The organism is Staphylococcus hyicus (genome assembly GCF_000816085.1).
In the GTDB taxonomy this organism is placed as follows: Bacteria; Bacillota; Bacilli; order Staphylococcales; family Staphylococcaceae; genus Staphylococcus; species Staphylococcus hyicus.
The window spans coordinates 831,329-852,012 of record NZ_CP008747.1 but is presented as its reverse complement, the minus strand read 5'-3'; the positions used below and the strand labels follow the sequence as shown (position 1 = coordinate 852,012).

At 38.3% G+C, this 20,684-nt stretch carries 16 protein-coding genes, 2 tRNA genes and 3 rRNA genes; all 21 read right to left on the bottom strand.

The window, feature by feature from the left end; all coding sequences use genetic code 11:
• Positions 1 to 16: 16 nt before the first annotated feature.
• Positions 17 to 131: ribosomal RNA gene (rrf, locus tag SHYC_RS03885) — 5S ribosomal RNA — on the bottom strand.
• Between the two features lie 151 nt (positions 132 to 282).
• Positions 283 to 3,209 (bottom strand): 23S ribosomal RNA (locus SHYC_RS03880).
• Positions 3,210 to 3,589: 380 nt separating this feature from the next.
• Positions 3,590 to 5,141 (bottom strand): 16S ribosomal RNA (locus SHYC_RS03875).
• The 16S, 23S and 5S rRNA genes sit together here with 2 tRNA genes alongside, the layout of an rRNA operon.
• A 128-nt stretch (positions 5,142 to 5,269) precedes the next feature.
• A tRNA-Gly gene (locus SHYC_RS03870) sits at positions 5,270 to 5,343 on the bottom strand.
• 17 nt (positions 5,344 to 5,360) lie between these two features.
• Positions 5,361 to 5,443: transfer RNA gene (locus SHYC_RS03865), tRNA-Leu, on the bottom strand.
• 317 nt (positions 5,444 to 5,760) lie between these two features.
• Positions 5,761 to 6,213, bottom strand: coding sequence for a SprT family protein (locus SHYC_RS03860; RefSeq protein ID WP_039644683.1), 453 nt, complete (start codon positions 6,211 to 6,213; stop codon positions 5,761 to 5,763).
• Positions 6,206 to 8,356: a Tex family protein gene (locus SHYC_RS03855; RefSeq protein ID WP_039644682.1), complete on the bottom strand. Its 2,151-nt coding sequence runs from the start codon at positions 8,354 to 8,356 to the stop codon at positions 6,206 to 6,208. Before SHYC_RS03855 ends, SHYC_RS03860 begins: the two co-directional genes overlap by 8 nt.
• A 224-nt stretch (positions 8,357 to 8,580) precedes the next feature.
• Positions 8,581 to 9,351: an RNA polymerase sigma factor SigB gene (gene sigB / locus SHYC_RS03850; protein ID WP_039644680.1), complete on the bottom strand. Its 771-nt coding sequence runs from the start codon at positions 9,349 to 9,351 to the stop codon at positions 8,581 to 8,583.
• Positions 9,326 to 9,805 (bottom strand): anti-sigma B factor RsbW, encoded by a 480-nt coding sequence (rsbW, locus tag SHYC_RS03845; RefSeq protein ID WP_039644678.1) that lies wholly within the window; start codon positions 9,803 to 9,805, stop codon positions 9,326 to 9,328. Before rsbW ends, sigB begins: the two co-directional genes overlap by 26 nt.
• Positions 9,806 to 9,807: 2 nt before the next feature.
• Positions 9,808 to 10,134 carry an anti-sigma factor antagonist gene (locus SHYC_RS03840; protein WP_039644676.1) on the bottom strand — a complete coding sequence of 109 codons (327 nt, stop codon included), beginning with the start codon at positions 10,132 to 10,134 and terminating at the stop codon, positions 9,808 to 9,810.
• An 80-nt stretch (positions 10,135 to 10,214) separates the two neighbouring features.
• Entirely contained in the window at positions 10,215 to 11,219 is a 1,005-nt protein-coding gene (locus SHYC_RS03835) for a SpoIIE family protein phosphatase (protein ID WP_039644675.1), read from the bottom strand.
• A 58-nt stretch (positions 11,220 to 11,277) separates the two neighbouring features.
• A complete protein-coding gene (locus SHYC_RS03830) occupies positions 11,278 to 11,631 on the bottom strand; it encodes a type II toxin-antitoxin system PemK/MazF family toxin (protein WP_037567539.1) in 354 nt (117 codons plus the stop codon).
• Positions 11,632 to 11,802, bottom strand: coding sequence for a type II toxin-antitoxin system antitoxin MazE (gene mazE / locus SHYC_RS03825; RefSeq protein WP_039644674.1), 171 nt, complete (start codon positions 11,800 to 11,802; stop codon positions 11,632 to 11,634).
• Positions 11,803 to 11,885: 83 nt separating this feature from the next.
• Entirely contained in the window at positions 11,886 to 13,034 is a 1,149-nt protein-coding gene (alr, locus tag SHYC_RS03820; RefSeq protein ID WP_039644673.1) for an alanine racemase, read from the bottom strand.
• Between the two features lie 99 nt (positions 13,035 to 13,133).
• Positions 13,134 to 13,484 (bottom strand): holo-ACP synthase, encoded by a 351-nt coding sequence (gene acpS / locus SHYC_RS03815; RefSeq protein ID WP_039644672.1) that lies wholly within the window; start codon positions 13,482 to 13,484, stop codon positions 13,134 to 13,136.
• Between the two features lie 67 nt (positions 13,485 to 13,551).
• Positions 13,552 to 14,067 carry a PH domain-containing protein gene (locus SHYC_RS03810; protein WP_082021528.1) on the bottom strand — a complete coding sequence of 172 codons (516 nt, stop codon included), beginning with the start codon at positions 14,065 to 14,067 and terminating at the stop codon, positions 13,552 to 13,554.
• The gene (locus SHYC_RS03805) at positions 14,048 to 15,538 is read right to left on the bottom strand and encodes a PH domain-containing protein (RefSeq protein WP_039644671.1); all 1,491 of its coding nucleotides are present in this window, start codon (positions 15,536 to 15,538) and stop codon (positions 14,048 to 14,050) included. The genes SHYC_RS03810 and SHYC_RS03805 overlap by 20 nt, the downstream gene beginning before the upstream one ends.
• Entirely contained in the window at positions 15,531 to 16,007 is a 477-nt protein-coding gene (locus tag SHYC_RS11815) for a PH domain-containing protein (RefSeq protein ID WP_052257801.1), read from the bottom strand. The genes SHYC_RS03805 and SHYC_RS11815 overlap by 8 nt, the downstream gene beginning before the upstream one ends.
• Before the next feature lie 269 nt (positions 16,008 to 16,276).
• Positions 16,277 to 17,764 (bottom strand): degradosome RNA helicase CshA, encoded by a 1,488-nt coding sequence (gene cshA / locus SHYC_RS03795; RefSeq protein WP_039644670.1) that lies wholly within the window; start codon positions 17,762 to 17,764, stop codon positions 16,277 to 16,279.
• 316 nt (positions 17,765 to 18,080) lie between these two features.
• Entirely contained in the window at positions 18,081 to 19,451 is a 1,371-nt protein-coding gene (locus SHYC_RS03790; protein WP_039644668.1) for a UDP-N-acetylmuramoyl-tripeptide--D-alanyl-D-alanine ligase, read from the bottom strand.
• Positions 19,452 to 19,462: 11 nt separating this feature from the next.
• Positions 19,463 to 20,533: a D-alanine--D-alanine ligase gene (locus tag SHYC_RS03785; RefSeq protein WP_039644666.1), complete on the bottom strand. Its 1,071-nt coding sequence runs from the start codon at positions 20,531 to 20,533 to the stop codon at positions 19,463 to 19,465.
• Positions 20,534 to 20,684: the final 151 nt, after the last annotated feature.

The following is a 20,684-nucleotide window of genomic DNA, read 5'->3' as shown; positions in this document are numbered from 1 at the left end:
TACTTGGGGTTCATTTGCTTGGCAACGTCCTACTCTCGCGGAACGTAAGTCCGACTACCATCGGCGCTAAAGAGCTTAACTTCTGTGTTCGGCATGGGAACAGGTGTGGCCTCTTTGCTATTGTCACCAAACAATGTTTTACTTCGTGTCAAACGTTTTCACTTCGTAAAATACGGTGTGTTAAACGTTCGTATTCGAACATGTCACTTCGTAAAATGAATGATTATACATTCAAAACTAGATAGTAAGTATTGTTTCACAAGCATCACCTTATGAACTAAATTGATTAAGTCTTCGATCGATTAGTATTCGTCAGCTCCACGTATCGCTACGCTTCCACCTCGAACCTATTAACCTCATCATCTTTGAGGGATCTTATAACCGAAGTTGGGAAATCTCATCTTGAGGGGGGCTTCATGCTTAGATGCTTTCAGCACTTATCCCGTCCATACATAGCTACCCAGCTATGCCGTTGGCACGACAACTGGTACACCAGAGGTATGTCCATCCCGGTCCTCTCGTACTAAGGACAGCTCCTCTCAAATTTCCTACGCCCACGACGGATAGGGACCGAACTGTCTCACGACGTTCTGAACCCAGCTCGCGTACCGCTTTAATGGGCGAACAGCCCAACCCTTGGGACCGACTACAGCCCCAGGATGCGATGAGCCGACATCGAGGTGCCAAACCTCCCCGTCGATGTGAACTCTTGGGGGAGATAAGCCTGTTATCCCCGGGGTAGCTTTTATCCGTTGAGCGATGGCCCTTCCATGCGGAACCACCGGATCACTAAGTCCGTCTTTCGACCCTGCTCGACTTGTAGGTCTCGCAGTCAAGCTCCCTTATGCCTTTACACTCTATGAATGATTTCCAACCATTCTGAGGGAACCTTTGAGCGCCTCCGTTACTCTTTAGGAGGCGACCGCCCCAGTCAAACTGCCCGCCTGACACTGTCTCCCAACTCGATAAGAGTTGCGGGTTAGAAATCCAATACAATTAGGGTAGTATCCCACCAATGCCTCCACGTAAGCTAGCGCTCACGCTTCTAAGGCTCCTACCTATCCTGTACAAACTGTACCGAATTTCAATATCAGGCTACAGTAAAGCTCCACGGGGTCTTTCCGTCCTGTCGCGGGTAACCGGCATCTTCACCGGTACTATGATTTCACCGAGTCTCTCGTTGAGACAGTGCCCAAATCGTTACGCCTTTCGTGCGGGTCGGAACTTACCCGACAAGGAATTTCGCTACCTTAGGACCGTTATAGTTACGGCCGCCGTTTACTGGGGCTTCGATTCGTAGCTTCGCTAATGCTAACCACTCCTCTTAACCTTCCAGCACCGGGCAGGCGTCAGCCCCTATACGTCACCTTACGGTTTAGCAGAGACCTGTGTTTTTGATAAACAGTCGCTTGGGCCTATTCACTGCGGCTCTTCGAAGCGTGAACCTCAAAGAGCACCCCTTCTCCCGAAGTTACGGGGTCATTTTGCCGAGTTCCTTAACGAGAGTTCGCTCGCTCACCTTAGAATTCTCATCTTGACTACCTGTGTCGGTTTGCGGTACGGGCACCAATCTTCTAGCTAGAGGCTTTTCTTGGCAGTGTGAAATCAACGACTCGAAGAAAACATGTTTCTTCTCCCCATCACAGCTTGACCTTAATGAGTGCCGGATTTGCCTAACACTCAGTCTTACTGCTTAGACGTGCACTCCAACAGCACGCTTCGCCTATCCTACTGCGTCCCCCCATCGCTTAAAACGAATCATGGTGGTACAGGAATATCAACCTGTTATCCATCGCCTACGCCTGTCGGCCTCAGCTTAGGACCCGACTAACCCAGAGCGGACGAGCCTTCCTCTGGAAACCTTAGTCAATCGGTGGACGGGATTCTCACCCGTCTTTCGCTACTCACACCGGCATTCTCACTTCTAAGCGCTCCACATGTCCTTGCGATCATGCTTCAACGCCCTTAGAACGCTCTCCTACCATTGTCCTAAAGGACAATCCACAGCTTCGGTAATATGTTTAGCCCCGGTACATTTTCGGCGCAGTGTCACTCGACTAGTGAGCTATTACGCACTCTTTAAATGATGGCTGCTTCTAAGCCAACATCCTAGTTGTCTGGGCAACGCCACATCCTTTTCCACTTAACATATATTTTGGGACCTTAGCTGGTGGTCTGGGCTGTTTCCCTTTCGAACACGGACCTTATCACCCATGTTCTGACTCCCAAGTTAAATTATTTGGCATTCGGAGTTTGTCTGAATTCGGTAACCCGAGAGGGGCCCCTCGTCCAAACAGTGCTCTACCTCCAATAATCATCACTTGAGGCTAGCCCTAAAGCTATTTCGGAGAGAACCAGCTATCTCCAAGTTCGATTGGAATTTCTCCGCTACCCTCAGTTCATCCGCTCACTTTTCAACGTAAGTCGGTTCGGTCCTCCATTCAGTGTTACCTGAACTTCAACCTGACCAAGGGTAGATCACCTGGTTTCGGGTCTACGACCAAATACTCATTCGCCCTATTCAGACTCGCTTTCGCTACGGCTCCACATTTTCTGCTTAACCTTGCATCAGATCGTAACTCGCCGGTTCATTCTACAAAAGGCACGCCATCACCCATTAACGGGCTCTGACTACTTGTAAGCACACGGTTTCAAGTTCTCTTTCACTCCCCTTCCGGGGTACTTTTCACCTTTCCCTCACGGTACTGGTTCACTATCGGTCACTAGAGAGTATTTAGCCTTGGGAGATGGTCCTCCCAGATTCCGACGGAATTTCACGTGCTCCGCCGTACTCAGGATCCACTCAGGAGGGTATACGTTTTCGACTACAGGATTATTACCTTCTATGATTAACCTTTCCAGGTTATTCGTCTAACATATTCCTTTGTAACTCCGTACAGAGTGTCCTACAACCCCAACAAGCAAGCTTGTTGGTTTGGGCTCTTCCCGTTTCGCTCGCCGCTACTCAGGGAATCGATTTTTCTTTCTCTTCCTCCGGGTACTAAGATGTTTCAGTTCTCCGGGTCTACCTTCTCACATGCTATGTATTCACATGCGGATAACACGACATAACTCGTGCTGGGTTCCCCCATTCGGAAATCTCTGGATCACAGCTTACTTACAGCTCCCCAAAGCATATCGTCGTTAGTAACGTCCTTCATCGGCTTCTAGTGCCAAGGCATCCACCGTGCGCCCTTAATAACTTAATCTAAACGTGTTGATAAGCGTTCGCATTCTGCTTCATCACGGCACAAATCGCTCAGTTACTTACAAAAGTAAGCGCCTTCGCTCTTGTTTGTGATTCATAGACTGACAAACGCTTTCAATTCACGTTTATCGTATCTATAACATATGCACTACTTACCATCCACCAGTTATTAATTATTGTGAGTCGTCTGTCGACGACTAGCGATAATTTTTTGTTTCAAGCTTTTCGCTTGTCACTCGGTTTTGCTTGGTAAAATCTATACTTACTTATCTAGTTTTCAATGTACAATGTTGAATCCTCAAAATGAGCATTCAAAACTGAATACAATATGTCTTCGTTATTCCGTATCGCCTAAGGCGATATTCCGTATATTATCCTTAGAAAGGAGGTGATCCAGCCGCACCTTCCGATACGGCTACCTTGTTACGACTTCACCCCAATCATTTGTCCCACCTTCGACGGCTAGCTCCAAAATGGTTACTCCACCGGCTTCGGGTGTTACAAACTCTCGTGGTGTGACGGGCGGTGTGTACAAGACCCGGGAACGTATTCACCGTAGCATGCTGATCTACGATTACTAGCGATTCCAGCTTCATGTAGTCGAGTTGCAGACTACAATCCGAACTGAGAACAACTTTATGGGATTTGCTTGACCTCGCGGTTTTGCTGCCCTTTGTATTGTCCATTGTAGCACGTGTGTAGCCCAAATCATAAGGGGCATGATGATTTGACGTCATCCCCACCTTCCTCCGGTTTGTCACCGGCAGTCAACTTAGAGTGCCCAACTTAATGATGGCAACTAAGCTTAAGGGTTGCGCTCGTTGCGGGACTTAACCCAACATCTCACGACACGAGCTGACGACAACCATGCACCACCTGTCATTTTGTCCTCCGAAGAGGAAAACTCTATCTCTAGAGCGATCAAAAGATGTCAAGATTTGGTAAGGTTCTTCGCGTTGCTTCGAATTAAACCACATGCTCCACCGCTTGTGCGGGTCCCCGTCAATTCCTTTGAGTTTCAGTCTTGCGACCGTACTCCCCAGGCGGAGTGCTTAATGCGTTAGCTGCAGCACTAAGGGGCGGAAACCCCCTAACACTTAGCACTCATCGTTTACGGCGTGGACTACCAGGGTATCTAATCCTGTTTGATCCCCACGCTTTCGCACCTCAGCGTCAGTTACAGACCAGAAAGCCGCCTTCGCCACTGGTGTTCCTCCATATCTCTGCGCATTTCACCGCTACACATGGAATTCCACTTTCCTCTTCTGCACTCAAGTTTTCCAGTTTCCAATGACCCTCCACGGTTGAGCCGTGGGCTTTCACATCAGACTTAAAAAACCGCCTACGCGCGCTTTACGCCCAATAATTCCGGATAACGCTTGCCACCTACGTATTACCGCGGCTGCTGGCACGTAGTTAGCCGTGGCTTTCTGGTTAGGTACCGTCAAGATGTGCACAGTTACTTACACATATGTTCTTCCCTAACAACAGAGCTTTACGATCCGAAGACCTTCATCACTCACGCGGCGTTGCTCCGTCAGGCTTTCGCCCATTGCGGAAGATTCCCTACTGCTGCCTCCCGTAGGAGTCTGGACCGTGTCTCAGTTCCAGTGTGGCCGATCACCCTCTCAGGTCGGCTACGTATCGTCGCCTTGGTAAGCCGTTACCTTACCAACTAGCTAATACGGCGCGGGTCCATCTATAAGTGACAGCAAGACCGTCTTTCACTGTTGAACCATGCGGTTCAACATGTTATCCGGCATTAGCCCCGGTTTCCCGGAGTTATTCCAGTCTTATAGGTAGGTTACCCACGTGTTACTCACCCGTCCGCCGCTAACGTCAAAGGAGCAAGCTCCTCATCTGTTCGCTCGACTTGCATGTATTAGGCACGCCGCCAGTGTTCATCCTGAGCCAGGATCAAACTCTCCATAAAAGAAGTAAGCTTGATATAGCTCGTTGATTGGTTAAGCCAATCACTCTTGAAAGTACGTTACGTACTCAAAATTATTGGAATTAACGTTGACATATTGTCATTCAGTTTTCAATGTTCATGATTAATAATGGAGCGGGTGATGGGAATCGAACCCACAACATCAGCTTGGAAGGCTGAGGTTTTGCCATTAAACTACACCCGCAAATAATTTTAGGTTGATGCGGCCGAGAGGATTTGAACCTCCACGGGAATACTCCCACTAGGCCCTCAACCTAGCGCGTCTGCCGTTCCGCCACGACCGCTCGGTAAAAATCTTTGATTTTTTCGACAAGATTTATTTTACTATCCTCATTAGCTAAAGTCAACACTTTTTTAACAAATTTTTAACATTCGTAAAACACGATTAACTTTTTTGCAACGTATTAAAGCATAAATCATTTTCGTCCTTAAGTCAATACTCTTTTTATAATTAATTGCAATTTATGTGACGACCTGTATTATTATACGTAGCATAGCATTTAAAGTCAATATTATTTCCAATGTGAAAAAGGATAAAAATTCGTCTTTAATAGAATCTTTATCCTTTTAATCATATTTATAAGATAACAACCTTACTTTATTATAAGCGAGAAATCATTTTTAATTCACCGCCACATTGACCACATCTCATTTTTTTAATATTCACCTTGCGAATCCGAAGAAACTTTTGATGACACTTTATACATGTATATTCATAATTCGCGCGCTGGCGATATGAAAGTGTTGGTGTACAGTACCTTGGCGCACATACCTGTTGACTTAACAATTTAAAATCTGCATCTTTATGTTGATACCCTTTACCATCTAAATGTAAGAAATAATGGCAAAGCTCATGTTTAATAATGTTATCAATGGCTTTTTCTCCAAAATGTTCATATTGTTTAGGATTGATTTCAATGTGATGTGTGTTTAGTAGATAGCGGCCACCTGTTGTGCGCAATCGTTCATTAAAATAAATTTGATGACGAAACGAACGCCCAAAATATTTTTTAGCAATATATTCTGCACGCACTTGCAAATATTGGTTATCCATTTGGATCAATCATTGTTAATGAGACTTTTCCTTTATGTTGATCAATCCCATCTACCCACACTTCTACAATATCACCGACACTTACAACATCCATGGGGTGTTTTACAAAACGTTTTGCCAACTTTGAAATATGAACCAAGCCATCTTGTTTTACGCCTACATCTATAAATGCACCAAAATCAACGACATTTCTTACTGTGCCATTTAATTTCATACCTCTAGATAAATCTTCAATAGATAGCACATCTGATTTTAATTGAGGTGTTTCATATTTGTCACGTGGATCACGATGCGGAGCCATAAGTGATTGTACAATATCTTCTAAAGTTGGTATGCCAATGTTTAATTGATGTGCATAAGTTTGGATGTCCAACGTTTTAAATGTGTCGAGATGCGCAGCGCTTCCAAGCGTTGTAACATCAATCTTTAATTCTTCTAATAATTGATAAGTAGCTGAATAACTTTCTGGATGGATAGGTGTATTATCTAGTGGTTCATCCCCATCTACAATCCTTAAGAAACCTATACTTTGTTCAAATGTTTTTGCTCCTAAACGTTTCACTTTTTTTATTTCTTTATGATGTTTGATTGTCCCATTTTCTTCGCGATATTGAATGATATTATTTGCTATCGGTTTAGATAATCCAGCTACATGTTGTAATAAAGTACTTGAAGCTGTATTCACATTAACACCGACTTGGTTTACTGCTGTTTCAACAACAAAATCCAACGCTTCTCCTAATTGCTTTTGATTCACATCGTGTTGATATTGTCCAACACCTATCGATTTCGGGTCAATTTTAACGAGTTCGCTTAATGGATCTTGAACGCGTCGCGCAATGGAAACAGCACTGCGTTCTTCTACTTGAAAATCTGGGAATTCTTGTCTCGCAATATCTGATGCTGAATACACAGATGCGCCTGCTTCATTAACAATAATATATTGTACATTTAAATCATGTGTTTGAATCATATTCGCAACGAACTGTTCTGTTTCTCGACTCGCTGTACCATTACCAATTGCAATTAAATCTATATTGTACGTATTAACTATATCTAAAAACAGGCGTTCTGCTTCTTTCAATTTAGATACGGGTGGGTGCGGGTATATGACAGATTTAGCAATAAACGAACCTAAAGGACTTATTACTGCAAGCTTACATCCCGTTCGATAAGCCGGGTCAATACCTAAAATTTGTTTTTGTTTTAAAGGTGGTTGTAATAATAATTGTTTAAGGTTTTTACTAAAAACTTCAATTGCACTTTCTTCCGCACGTGTCGTTAAATCAGTACGAATTTCACGTTCTATCGAAGGAAAAATTAAACGTTTCATTGCATCATCAATTGCATTTAACACTACGTGTGATAATGCATGATTTGCCTTTATTTCTGCGCGTTTGATGTACTGTAGCAATAACGCTTTATCAACTTCAATTTTAATCGATAATATTTTTTCTTTTTCTCCACGATTCATTGCTAAAATTCTATGATTCGCTAAACGCTTTAATGGTTCCGAATAATCATAATACATGGCATACGTTTCATTTACATCATCTGCATTTTTCTTTTTTGTAGTAACGATCATACCATGATGGCAAGTATCTTTTAAAATACGTTGACGATATTTAGGTTGATCTGCGATGTGTTCTGCAATGATATCTTGTGCTCCTAAAATTGCTTCTTCTATTGTTAAAACTTCTTCATTAACATAATTTTGTGCTTTTTTTTCAATAGGCGTTGTCTCATTTTGCGCATAAATCCAATCCGCTAAGGGTGCGAGTCCTTTTCGTTTCGCTTCTGTGGCTCTCGTTTTTTTCTTTTGTTTAAAAGGACGATATAAATCTTCAACACGTTGGAGCTTAGTTTGTTTTAAAATGTCCTGTTTCAATCCCTCAGTTAACAAACCTTGTTGTTCAATATTGTGTATGACTTCATCTTTACGTTTTTGAAGATTTTGCATATAGTGAAATTCATCTGCAATTTTTTTAATTTCTACTTCATCTAAACCATCCGTCATTTCTTTACGATAACGTGCAATAAATGGAACGGTATTCTTTTCTTCTAAAAGCTTTAACACCGCTTCGATTTGTTTTATAGAAAATTGATATTCATTATGTATCGCTTGAACCAATGTATTTGCCAAGGTGTTCACCACTTTCTTTATAATTACTGTACTATTTTAACATTGTTGTTAAAAGATTTATAACGATGCTCGTAAAAATAGAATAAGCTGAGACATCTCATTGCCTCAGCTCATTCTTGTTCGCTGTAAATCGCCATTTTGAAATTCACTCTTATTTTAAAATATTCCATCACTACTTCAACTTTAAATTGAGATATGATGTATCAATTCAAATTTAAACGATTTTATTTCATTGCTGCCTCTTGCAGTTTTTTTATAGCAGTCCGTTGAAGTCTAGAGACATGCATTTGGCTTAAACCAATACGTTCCCCTGTCTCTTTTTGACTTAATCCATCTATAAATGTACATTGGATAATTTCCCGTTCTCGATCTGAAAGAATAGGAATAATACGCTCTAAAATCATTCGTTTTTCAGTTAAGTCATAATTATCATCTTGGCTCCCCATAATGTCTAACAACGTTACAGTTGAGCCATCTTTATCCGCTTCAATCGAATGGTCGACACTTAATGCGTTATAACTTTGTCCCATTTCCATAGCTTCTAAAACCTCTTCTTCTGTCACTTCTAATCGTTCAGCAATTTCAGAAATGGAAGGTGAGCGTTCAAGTTCATTTGTAAGTTCATCGTTGATTTTTTTAATTCTAGGACCAATTTCTTTAATGCGCCGTGGTACATGTACACTCCACGTTTTGTCACGTAAATACCTTTTAATTTCACCAATCACTGTAGGAACTAAAAATGCTTCAAATTTACGATCAAATGATAAATCAAATCGATTGATTGCACCAATCAGTCCCACCATACCAACTTGTACTAGATCTTCATGATGAGATTGTCCTTTAGAATACTTATATGCTAAAGATTCGATGAGTTTTTCATAATGCATGACAAGTTTTTCTTGAGCAACTTCATCTTGGTGCTCTTGATGTTGCTTAATCCAGTCGTTGATTTGTTCAGGTGAAACAGAATTAGCTGATTTCGACTCTTTCGTCATTGTTTCGCACCTGCTCTTTTTTGATATACTTAATCATACTGATCGTTACACCTGTTTCTTTGTCTACTGTAACTTCATCCATTAACGACTCAATTAAGAATAATCCTAAACCGCCTTCACGTAAGAAATCGATGTTTTCGTTTTCTTTATAGGGTCCAAGTTGTTGTTTCGTCTCTTGATAATTAAAACTTTCACCTTGATCCGACACAATAATTTTAATATGTGTATCACATTTTTCAAATCCAATATTGATATAGCCTTTTTCCTTTTTATCTTTATATGCATGTTTAACCGCATTAGTAACTGCTTCACTCACAGCAATTTTAGCATCCTCAATATCATCATATGACGCACCAGCTTGAGTAAAAACACCTGACAATGTCAATCGAATCAAGCTCACATATTCCGCTGATGCTGGAAGTCTCATTTCAATAAAATCATTATTATGTGGCATAGTTATTCGACCTCCGTCCCTTCATTCACATGCATTAAGTCATTTAATCCCGTAATTTCAAATAATCTTTTAATACGGTCATTGACACCTAGAATATATAATTCTTTATTATTTTGATTTAAAGACTTTAATGTGCCTACAAAGAGACCTAGACCTGTTGAATCCATATAAGATAGGTTTTCTAAATTCACATGAATGTCATGCGTGCCCGCTTGTCTAATCGGTACTAAAACTTTTTCTAATTCAGGTACAGTTGCTACATCCAGCTCTCCACTCACTGCGATATCATAATGTTGTTCGTGTTTTTGTGATTCTATATTAAGGTTCATTATTGTTTACACTCCTACAAATATACTCTACTACGGGATTTTACCCACTTCTATGTTGCTTTAATCTAAATTTATAGAAATTAATTGACTCTTTTAATAATTAATATTGTTAAATCGTCTCGTTTGCCTTCTTTATGTAGGCGCAACAACTTTTCATATAATAGTTGAACTATGTCTTGAGGATGTAATTCCTTATAGCCTTTAATAAATTCAAGAAGTTTATCTTTATTAATAAAATCCCCATCTTCATGACGAATTTCTGTAACACCATCTGTGAATATAATGATTAAATCATTGATGTTTATTTTTATTTCTTTTTGGTCATATCGGATATGTGAACTCACTCCTAAAATACGACCTCTCACATCGATTTCTTCAAATTCATTTTTTTCTGCACGAAAAATATAGCCTGGTTCATGTCCAGCTGAACTACAATATAAAATGTGGTTCATCTCTTCGTATAAACCATAAAACATCGTAATGAACATATTTTGGTTAACATTTTTTTCAACTACACGATTCAATCGTTTCAATCCATCATTTGGCAACTGAGAATGTCCATATGAATCCATACCAAATTTAATCATACTCATCGCCAATGCAGCGGGGATACCTTTTCCAATAACGTCAGCAACAGCAAAACTCATTGTTCCGTCTTTATGGTCAATTAAGTTAAAATAATCCCCACTCACACGTTGTGCTGCTACAGATATCACGCCAATCTGAATACTATCAAACTGAGGGATTTCTGTTTTTAACATCGTCTGTTGAAGGCGAGATGCTACATCTAATTCTTTATCATGAATTTCCATTCGATCAATTAAATTTTTATAATCTGTATAATTGAAACCAAAACTTGATATCACTTTTTCTAATACATCCATACTATCTACAAGTTGCGCATGTGTGAGTTGATGTTCTTCCGCATATTTTTTATGCATTCGGACAATATCTTCTGGTGTAACACCTTTCCCTGTAATATGGTCCGCATAACTCTGTGCCGTTTGAAGTGTTTGGCTTTTATTTTTATCTTTTGTAAATGCATCTACTAAATCAAAGTAGCGCACTTCGTTTTGATGCGTCAAATGGACTTTCCCCCTTTTATCACATGGTAAAAGGCTTTAGGAAAATAAATCCTAAAGCCTATTTATGTTGGTTCATGTGCAATCCTAGACTAATTCCAAGTGCTGCGTTTACTTCTTTCATTTTTTTATCCGAAAGATAGGTCAACTTTTCTTTAAGCCTCTTCTTATCAACTGTCCTTATTTGTTCTAATAAGATAACAGAGTCTTTATCGAGCTTATACTTATGTTTTTCAATTTCAACATGTGTTGGAATTTTAGCTTTATTAATTCGTCCAGTAATTGCAGCAACAATAACAGTTGGACTATACTTGTTGCCAGTATCATTTTGAATGATAACGACAGGTCTGACTCCCCCTTGTTCCGACCCTTGTACTGGCGATAAATCTGCTAAATAAACGTCGCCACGTTTCATTTAGTCATCCTTATTGTTAGAAAGTAAGTGTGATTCATTACAATCACAAGCTTCACATTCAACGGAGTATGCTTCTGTTGCTAGGGAGAGATTTAAATCTGCCATCTGAACATACCCTTCTTTTAACAATTGTTCTAAGCTTTTACCTCTTGTTTGATAGAATGCTGACATAAGTAGGACCTCCATATCGAAAAAACAGATATCATTTCCTTGATTCCATTTTATAATATCAAAAATCCTTTATAATAACCATACTATTTTAGTAATTCGTTGGATATTTCACACAATTGTTGTGTTTTGTATATTCTTGCGACACGTCTACTCAAATTGCATAAAACTTCATAATTTATTGTATTTTGTTGTACAGCAAGTGCTTCAGCCGATTGTGGTGAATGTACAACAGGCTCAATGAGTATAACTTGATCACCTGGCTCAGTCGTTTTTGGAACATGAATTGCAGTTTGATCCATGCTTACACGTCCTACGACTTCACATTGTTGACCATTAACCTTCACATAGCCACCTTGCATGCTACGTAAATATCCATCTGCATATCCTACTGGTAATAATGCAATCGTCATCGGTTGATCAGCCGTAAAAGTTTCACCATAACCTACAGATTCTCCAGGTTCTAAAGTTTTCACCTGTGTCACCGCTGTTGTCCATAGCAACGCCGGTTTTAATTTTGCCGTGACTTTCTCTTTGATAAACGTTGAAGGAAAATAACCATAAAGTGCGATTCCTGGACGAAAAGCATTACAAATAGATGGGTCGAACCTTAAGGCCCCAGCAGAATTTTGTATATGTACGTAGGGTGGCCGTTGCGTACTTTCGACTAATGCTTTAAATCGCTCGTATTGTAATTTAGATGTATCATTATCTTCATCCGCAGATGAAAAATGTGAGAACACACCTTCAAATTTTAAATTAGGATGCTGCGCAATAAGATCAATCACTTCATGATACGTTTCTTTATCTTTAATACCTAAACGATTCATCCCAGTATCTAATTTAATATGCATCCATACATTTTTTGTAGCTTCTTCATCAATATATGAAATAGCCTGTTCAAGCCATTCTTTTGAAGGTACACCTATAGCAACACGATGTTGAATTGCTTTATTTATCGCATGCGGTGGTACACTAGATAAAATTAATATTTTTTCCTTAATGCCGTGCATTCTCAATTCAATCGCTTCATCTAGCGTAGCAACACAAAAAAATTCAGCGCCTAAATTACGTAGATGCGTAGCAATTTGAATACTACCTAATCCATATGCATTCGCCTTAACTACTGGCATTATTAATTTGTTCGGCTGTAATTTAACTAACGTATGATAATTGTCTGTTATCGCATCTAAATCAATGGTTACTTCCGTTGAACGAAAATATTTATCTGACACAATTGTCACCTTCCTAAAATCAATCTCTCATATAAATAAAGCTAGACTTAAAGCCCGTATTAAACCTGACCAACTCAAGCGCGGCCGCTTCTTAAACGCTTATTGCTCTATAATGACTTGACTCATTGCATAATGTTCAGTATGAGATATAGACACATGAACAGTAAAATCTTTATAAGACATTATCGGTTTACCATGTTGATCATTATCACAATGAATGTCTTTAAATGCTATGCTTTCACCGAGACCTGTGCCTAAAGCTTTACTCATCGCTTCTTTACATGCAAAGCGCCCTGCAAGAAATTCAAGCTGCCGTTTTTCCATTTTAAAATTATTATAACGTTCTAACTCTTGTTCTGATAAAATACGCTCTGGAAAACGCGCTTGACGTTTCAATACTTCTTTAATACGGTTTATTTCCACCAAATCTACACCGATACCATATATCATCATTTTTCCTCATTTTCTCAAATCTCTTATTTATTATCATTGGGCTTTAGAATGACTATACATCAAGTTATATAGGTTCATTCTCCTTATGTTCAAATATAGTCTCGCTATTTGAATCATTCTTCTCAATCATACCATGTTGTCTAATAAAAGCATTTAATTTTTGTGCTTCATTTTTATGAATGAGTTTAACAGAAACTAATCCCCCGGCCGTATACATTAAAATATTCGCAAGATGATATCGACGCATCAACCATCCTTCCTCTATTTCAACATTTTGAATGCGATAAAGTGGCACGCGCGTTTGTTTGATAAAAAACAATCCTTTTTGAATAAATATTTTACGTGCGTCATATTGATATTTAAATATTGTATAACGATAGCGTGGCGCCACAATTATAAAATACAATGCTAAAAATATGGTAATCCCAATGCTTACTGCCAGTACAACTTTGAACGCCTTCCATTCTAAAAAATATGCGCTCAATGTGAAGCCTATCGCAAAAAGCATGCCCAGACACGTATATAGTATGCCTCTTATATACAGCACACGTAAGCCTAGTTTATGCATTGTTTTCATCATGTTCACCCCCGTTAATATACCACCTACGATAATTTGTGACTGCCTTTATATCCTGAAAATGCAAGCCAATCGCCTCGTTCGTATCCCCTTTAGCTAGTAAAAACGAAAAATGACTCAAGTTTGCTTTTTGCATCAACGGATGCGCATTTTGATGGTAACCAATCACCTTTTCACGTTTAAAATATGAAGTGCGATAACCAAACATTCTCACTTGCTTTATAGCCATTTGAGCGTCATGGATTACGACACCGGAGGCACGAATCGCTATATAACTATGAAGGATTAAATACCCCACAATTATCATTGTAGGTAACCAAACCCATGGACTATAGTAGACATGACCAAGCATTGCACCAAACATAAGACATACACTAACTATCCAAAAACGGCGATGAAAGCCCCTCCATGGCAAACCAGTTGTGACATGATTAAATTGAAGGTGTGGTGTTATATCTGAAATGATTTGTTGTGCTAATCGATGTTCAATAAATGGTAAAATCATCACTTTACCATTTGAATGTTCATCCTCTTTGTGAGTATGATCGCTCGTAATAATAAATGCATATGCCGTATAACCCAAAAATGTTCTTATAAAAGAACGATCTTCTACCACTGCTTGAACTCGCGTAATAGGAATTGTCATGCGTCGAATATTGAGCAATCCAAATTTTATATGTAAATAATCATCACGGCGATGTAGCGTAAACCCATAAAATTTAATCATCGTGATTATCACACCGATAATATAGCTTAAAACGATAATAGCACTCGCACCAATCATTACAGCATAAACTTGGTGGCTAAACACATGATTCACACTTCCAAACAACCATTTCCAGTTAATGACATTTTGGAATGTACCAATTATGGGGGCTACTGTTGCTAAAGTCACAAGAATTGCACCACTCGTCATAGCCATATACAATAAATTTTTATTTGATAATGTATAAAGGACATCTTCCTCACGTTGTTCTGTGTATACCGGTTCTCCTTTATCATCTTGATTTTGAACTATTTTAGAGAATTGCCCTTTTACTTTTTCGACTTCTTCACGTATACGTTCACTTTGTTGTTTTGTGATTGTATCCAATTCAATACTGTCGCTAGGGGTTTTGAGCTGTAAATTCACTCCACCAATAATTCGATTGACAACGGATTGATTTGCATCGACGGACTGAATCCGTTTGATGTGTAATTCCTTTCGTTCCAAATTAAAAACACCTGTCGTGACAATAAAATAACCGTCTTCAATCCAATAGCGCGTTTTATATACCCGCACAATGTTTATACAAAAACTAATTAAAAAGAAAGAAAAAATGATACCCGGTACAACATAACTCCAAATATCGTACCAATTAAAACTTTTAAGTTGAAAGAAAATAAAAATAATAAAAACAAAAATATTTTGTTTTATAGCCTCTATTAAACCGGTGATATATGAAATGGGATGTAATTTTTGAGGATTATACATCATCCTCCCCCCTTTCTAAAACAGTCATACAAAAATTCGCTATATCATTCGTTTGAGTCTCAGTTAAATAAGGTAATGCAATCTCATGACCAGCCGTTGTAATTTTTAATTTTTTTAGTTTGTAAAATCTCGCTAAAGGATTGGCAACACTTTCTATAAATTGAATCCGCTCCACTTTAATGGCTTGATAGTGTTGAAACCACACATTTTTGTGAATTTCGATAACTGTATTTTGTATGCGATATGTATAAAAATGGAAAGAAATGATTGGATAAACTGTACGCATGATTATATTTAAAATTAAGCATATGATGATGACATATACCCATAATATATGCCATGTAAATAAGTACGCTAAATACAGCAGTATAGATAAAATACAAATCTCGTATACCATTTGAAGGACATTGCTTATAATGTTATAAACTAGTGTAGTTTTAGAAGGTTTTAGCATCAATGCTTTCAACATACATTTCCCCTTTTTCAAATATTATTATGATTATAGCATACGTTAATATTTAAATTGCAGTGAATATTTATCGTATAAATCTACTAAAGCAGCATTATTACTCGGCATGTTAAAAGTGTAAATCGAACAATAAATCACTCAAACATTCTTCCTTCTTAATAAAAAACAAAAATGGCTGAGACATCTATTCGTCTCAGCCACTCGTTATATAAATTAATGCTATCTTTAACAATTGAATGGATTCAAGTTAGGAGAAATTTAAGCACACATTATTTTTGGTGATCAGCGAATGTACGCCCTTTTTTCACTTTAGATTCTCGTTTATCTTTATGTGCATTTCCTTTTTTGTTGAAACCTGATTTGTTACTACGTCTTGATTTCGCATGACGTTTGCCGCCGCCGCCTTTACGATTACCTTTAGGTTGACGGTTTTTACGAGCAAGTGGTTTTTCAAATGTTAGTTGTACTTCAACTTCATCATTTGACTCTACAAGTTCTTGTAAAAGTGCAGTTACCAAATCAGAATGATCGTAAACTTCAAGTAATTGGTGGGCAATGCTTTCAACGCGCGGTTCTTTCGTCGCTGCCATCCAATTTTCCACTTTAGACTTAATTTCTTCTTCACGTGCACGTAACACTTCTTTACGATGCGGTGGACGTAATGCACTCATTTGTCGACGATTGGCTTGTTCAATTTGGCGAATGTAGTCCATTTCAATAGGGTTTACAAATGTAACAGCCATACCTTGTTTTCCTGCGCGGCCTGTACGACCGATACGATGTGTATAACTTTCAGTATCTTGTGGAATGTCGAAGTTATAAACATGGCTGACACCTGAAATGTCTAAACCACGTGCAGCAACATCTGTAGCCACTAAAATATCGATTTGATCATTTTTGAATTTTTTCAAAACTTCTAAACGTTTCGCTTGTGTAATATCTCCGTGTAGTCCTTCTGCTTTATATCCTTTAGATAAAAGTGCACTTGTTAATTCATCCACACGACGTTTCGTACGACCAAATACGATGGCAAGTTCTGGTTGGTGTACATCTAAGAAATTCGTGAATGTATCAAATTTTTCAAGTTCCTTCACGATTGTGTAGTATTCATCAATTTGAGGGTCCGACAATTCGTTGTTCATTGTCTTGATGATTTGTGGCGATTTCATAAATTTTTGAACAAGTTCTTGAATTGCTCTAGGCATTGTTGCCGAGAAAAGCATTGTTTGACGGTTATCAGATGGTAATTTATCCATAATGTAACGCATATCATCGATAAAGCCCATGTTCATCATTTCATCTGCTTCATCTAAAATTAATGTCTCAATATCTTGTGTTTTAAGCGTACGACGATTCAAGTGATCGATGACACGACCAGGTGTACCTACAACAATTTGTGGCCCTCGTTTTAAAGATTTAATTTGACGATCGATTGGCATGCCGCCAAATACCGTCACAACTTGTACTTTTTGTCCGCGACTGAATTCACGTAATTGTTCTGCTACTTGCATTGCAAGTTCACGTGTTGGTGCCAAAATAAGTGCGCGCACGCCTTCTTGGCCCACTACTTTTTCTATTAATGGGATACCAAAAGCACCTGTTTTTCCTGTACCAGTTTGTGCTTGGCCCAAAATATCTAAATTTTTAAGAGCGGATGGAATGCTATCCTTTTGTATCGGTGTAGGTTCCGTAAATCCCATCGACTCTAATGTTTCAGCTGTTCTCTCTGAAACACCTAAGCTTGTAAAATTTTGCAAAGTCATTCTCCTTTTTTGGAATGTTTTTTCTCATAATTTATCTCAATAATGATTTTTCCAACTTCTCCATATTAACACCTGTAAACCAAATGCGCAATAAACCAATCTCAACTCATCACAACGATATTGCATTAAATTTACTTTTAAAATACATCATTTTAATAAATTATCCTTTATAGTTATAGAGACTTACACATGATTTTTAGCTAAATCAAGACGTTTCAACTTCATTTATTCTCAACTCTAATCAATCACATAAAAACATGACATCCTTCTGTCATTTTAGACGTTCAGATGTCATGTTATTGTATACTGTTTATTTTACATCCATAGTAATTAGTCCGTCGACAACTTCTTCTAATTTCATACCACGGGACCCTTTAATCAGCACTACGTCATGTGAGACTAACATTGATTTAACATATTTAATCAGTTGTGATTTATCACTGAAATGTATCGCTTCATGTACATATCGTTTACCCTTTTCATGGATATCACGTGCCGCTTCACCATACGTATAGAGCATATCTATATTTTTATCCTCTAAATAATGTCCTACACCCATATGAAGCGCTTTAGACTGCTCCCCTAATTCTAATACATCACCAAAAATCAATACTTTTCTTCCAGTCATCTGGCTCAGCGTATCAATTGCCGCCTTCATACTTGTAGGACTTGCATTATACGCATCATTAATAACAATCGCACCATTCGGCGCTTCAAATTTTTGCATACGCATTCCTGTGAGTTTTAAGTGATTTAGTTGTGTTTGAATTGTTTCGTAATCAACATTTAACAATGTTGCAATCGTAATGGCAATGGCTGCATTACGCATATTATGTTCACCAATGATTGGTATATGGTATTCCTGTTCATTATTAATTGAAAATGAAACACCATTATCGTCATGCGAAGTAATTTTACAACAAACGTTATTATTTCGATTCAAACCAATACTTATACATTGTGACTCATCTAAAGTATCAACATGTGGTTGAAGTAATGGCTCGTCCCCGTCATATATAAGTTTACCTTGAGACTTCATACCAGAAACGATTTCAAATTTCGCTTGAGCAATGCCCTCTCGTGACCCTAAATCTTGCATATGGGATTCTCCAATGTTTGTAATAACAGCAAAATCTGGTCTCGCGATATTAGATAACAATTCTATTTCATGAAAACCTGACATTCCCATTTCAAGTATAGAAACTTCCGTATCGTGGTCTAACTCTAAAATCGTTAATGGTAAACCAATTTCATTATTATAATTCCCGATTGTTTTTTTTACGCGGTAATTTGCGGATAACGTATTTTCAATCATATCTTTAGTCGTCGTTTTACCGTTAGATCCTGTAACGGCTATAACTTTTGGATTAACTTCTTGTAAATATGCTTTCGCCAATTGTTGTAACGCTACTAATGTGTCCTTTACAAAAATAACGGGCCCATTTTGAGGGACATTTATATTACTACCTATTTGAAAAAACGTTGCGCCAGCCCCATCCGCGAGGGCTTGTTCACAATATTGATGTCCATCGACATTTTCACCTCTAAACGGGATAAAAAGTTGTCCCGGCTGCACGTGTCGAGAGTCAATCGAAACACCTTTAAACTTATGTTTTAAAAATTGCGCATCGATTTCACAATCAATCCACGTTTTAAGTTGTTGTAAGCTTATGTCAATCATCGTGTCACCTTCTAATCAATTTTGTGCTTATTTTTTTGTTTATCTTGGTGACGTTCTTTCGCTAGTGTAATCAGTTTGGTAATTAATTCTGCATAAGAAACGCCCATGTTTTCCCATAATTTCGGATACATGCTGTATGCTGTAAAACCTGGCATCGCATTCGTTTCATTAATGTAAATTTGATCATCATCAGTAACAAAGAAATCAGCACGAAGTATACCTGAACAGTCTGTCGCTTTAAACGCTTCAACTGCCATATTGCGTAACGTCATTTGAACGTCTTCATCTAAATCAGCCGGAATAGACAATTGAACTTTACCGTCTTTATATTTAGATTTATAGTCATAAAATGCAACATCTTTAATCACTTCGCCTGGCCAAGTTGTCTCAGGATAATCATTGCCAAGAACAGCTACTTCTATTTCTCTCGCATTTACACCTTGCTCAATGACAAGCTTACGATCAAATTGAAACGCCTCTTCAATCCCTTTTATTAAATCTGATTCATTTTCACATTTGCTTATTCCAACACTTGAACCTAAATTGGCTGGTTTAACAAACACCGGGAATTTTAACTTATCTTGAACAAGCTTAAGTATATTGTGTTGATATTTTTCATATTCACTACGCAAAAAACTCACATATGGCAGTTGTGGTAATCCACGTTGCGCAAATAATTGTTTCATAACAAGTTTATCCATCGAACTTGAAGCTGCTAGGACACCATTCCCAACATACGGAAGGTCAAGCACTTCAAATAATCCTTGAATCGTTCCATCTTCACCATTTGGCCCGTGTAATAATGGAAAGACAACGTCATAACGGCCGCCTTGACTACTACATGTTAACATTGATGAAATTTCGCCTTCTAATGACGCATCTAAATGTAAAGTATTTAAATCAGTAATTACTTCGGTAATGTTATCTTTTTTTCTCCAAATACCTTCATTCGTAATATAAATAATGTCAATTTGATATTGCTCTTTATCAATAGCATTTAAAACATTTTGTGCAGTTAGTATAGACACATCATGTTCGGCACTTTTACCGCCGTAAATAATACATAAAGCTTCTTTTGACATATGTACGCCTCCAAATCGTATTCTAAACTCCATAATACCATGAGTTTGAATAGAATTGCATGCATTTTCAAATGAATCAAAACTCATGTTAGCAAAATGATGTGAAGTTCTGTACAATCATTATATAATTACTACATGATATTCTTTTCGT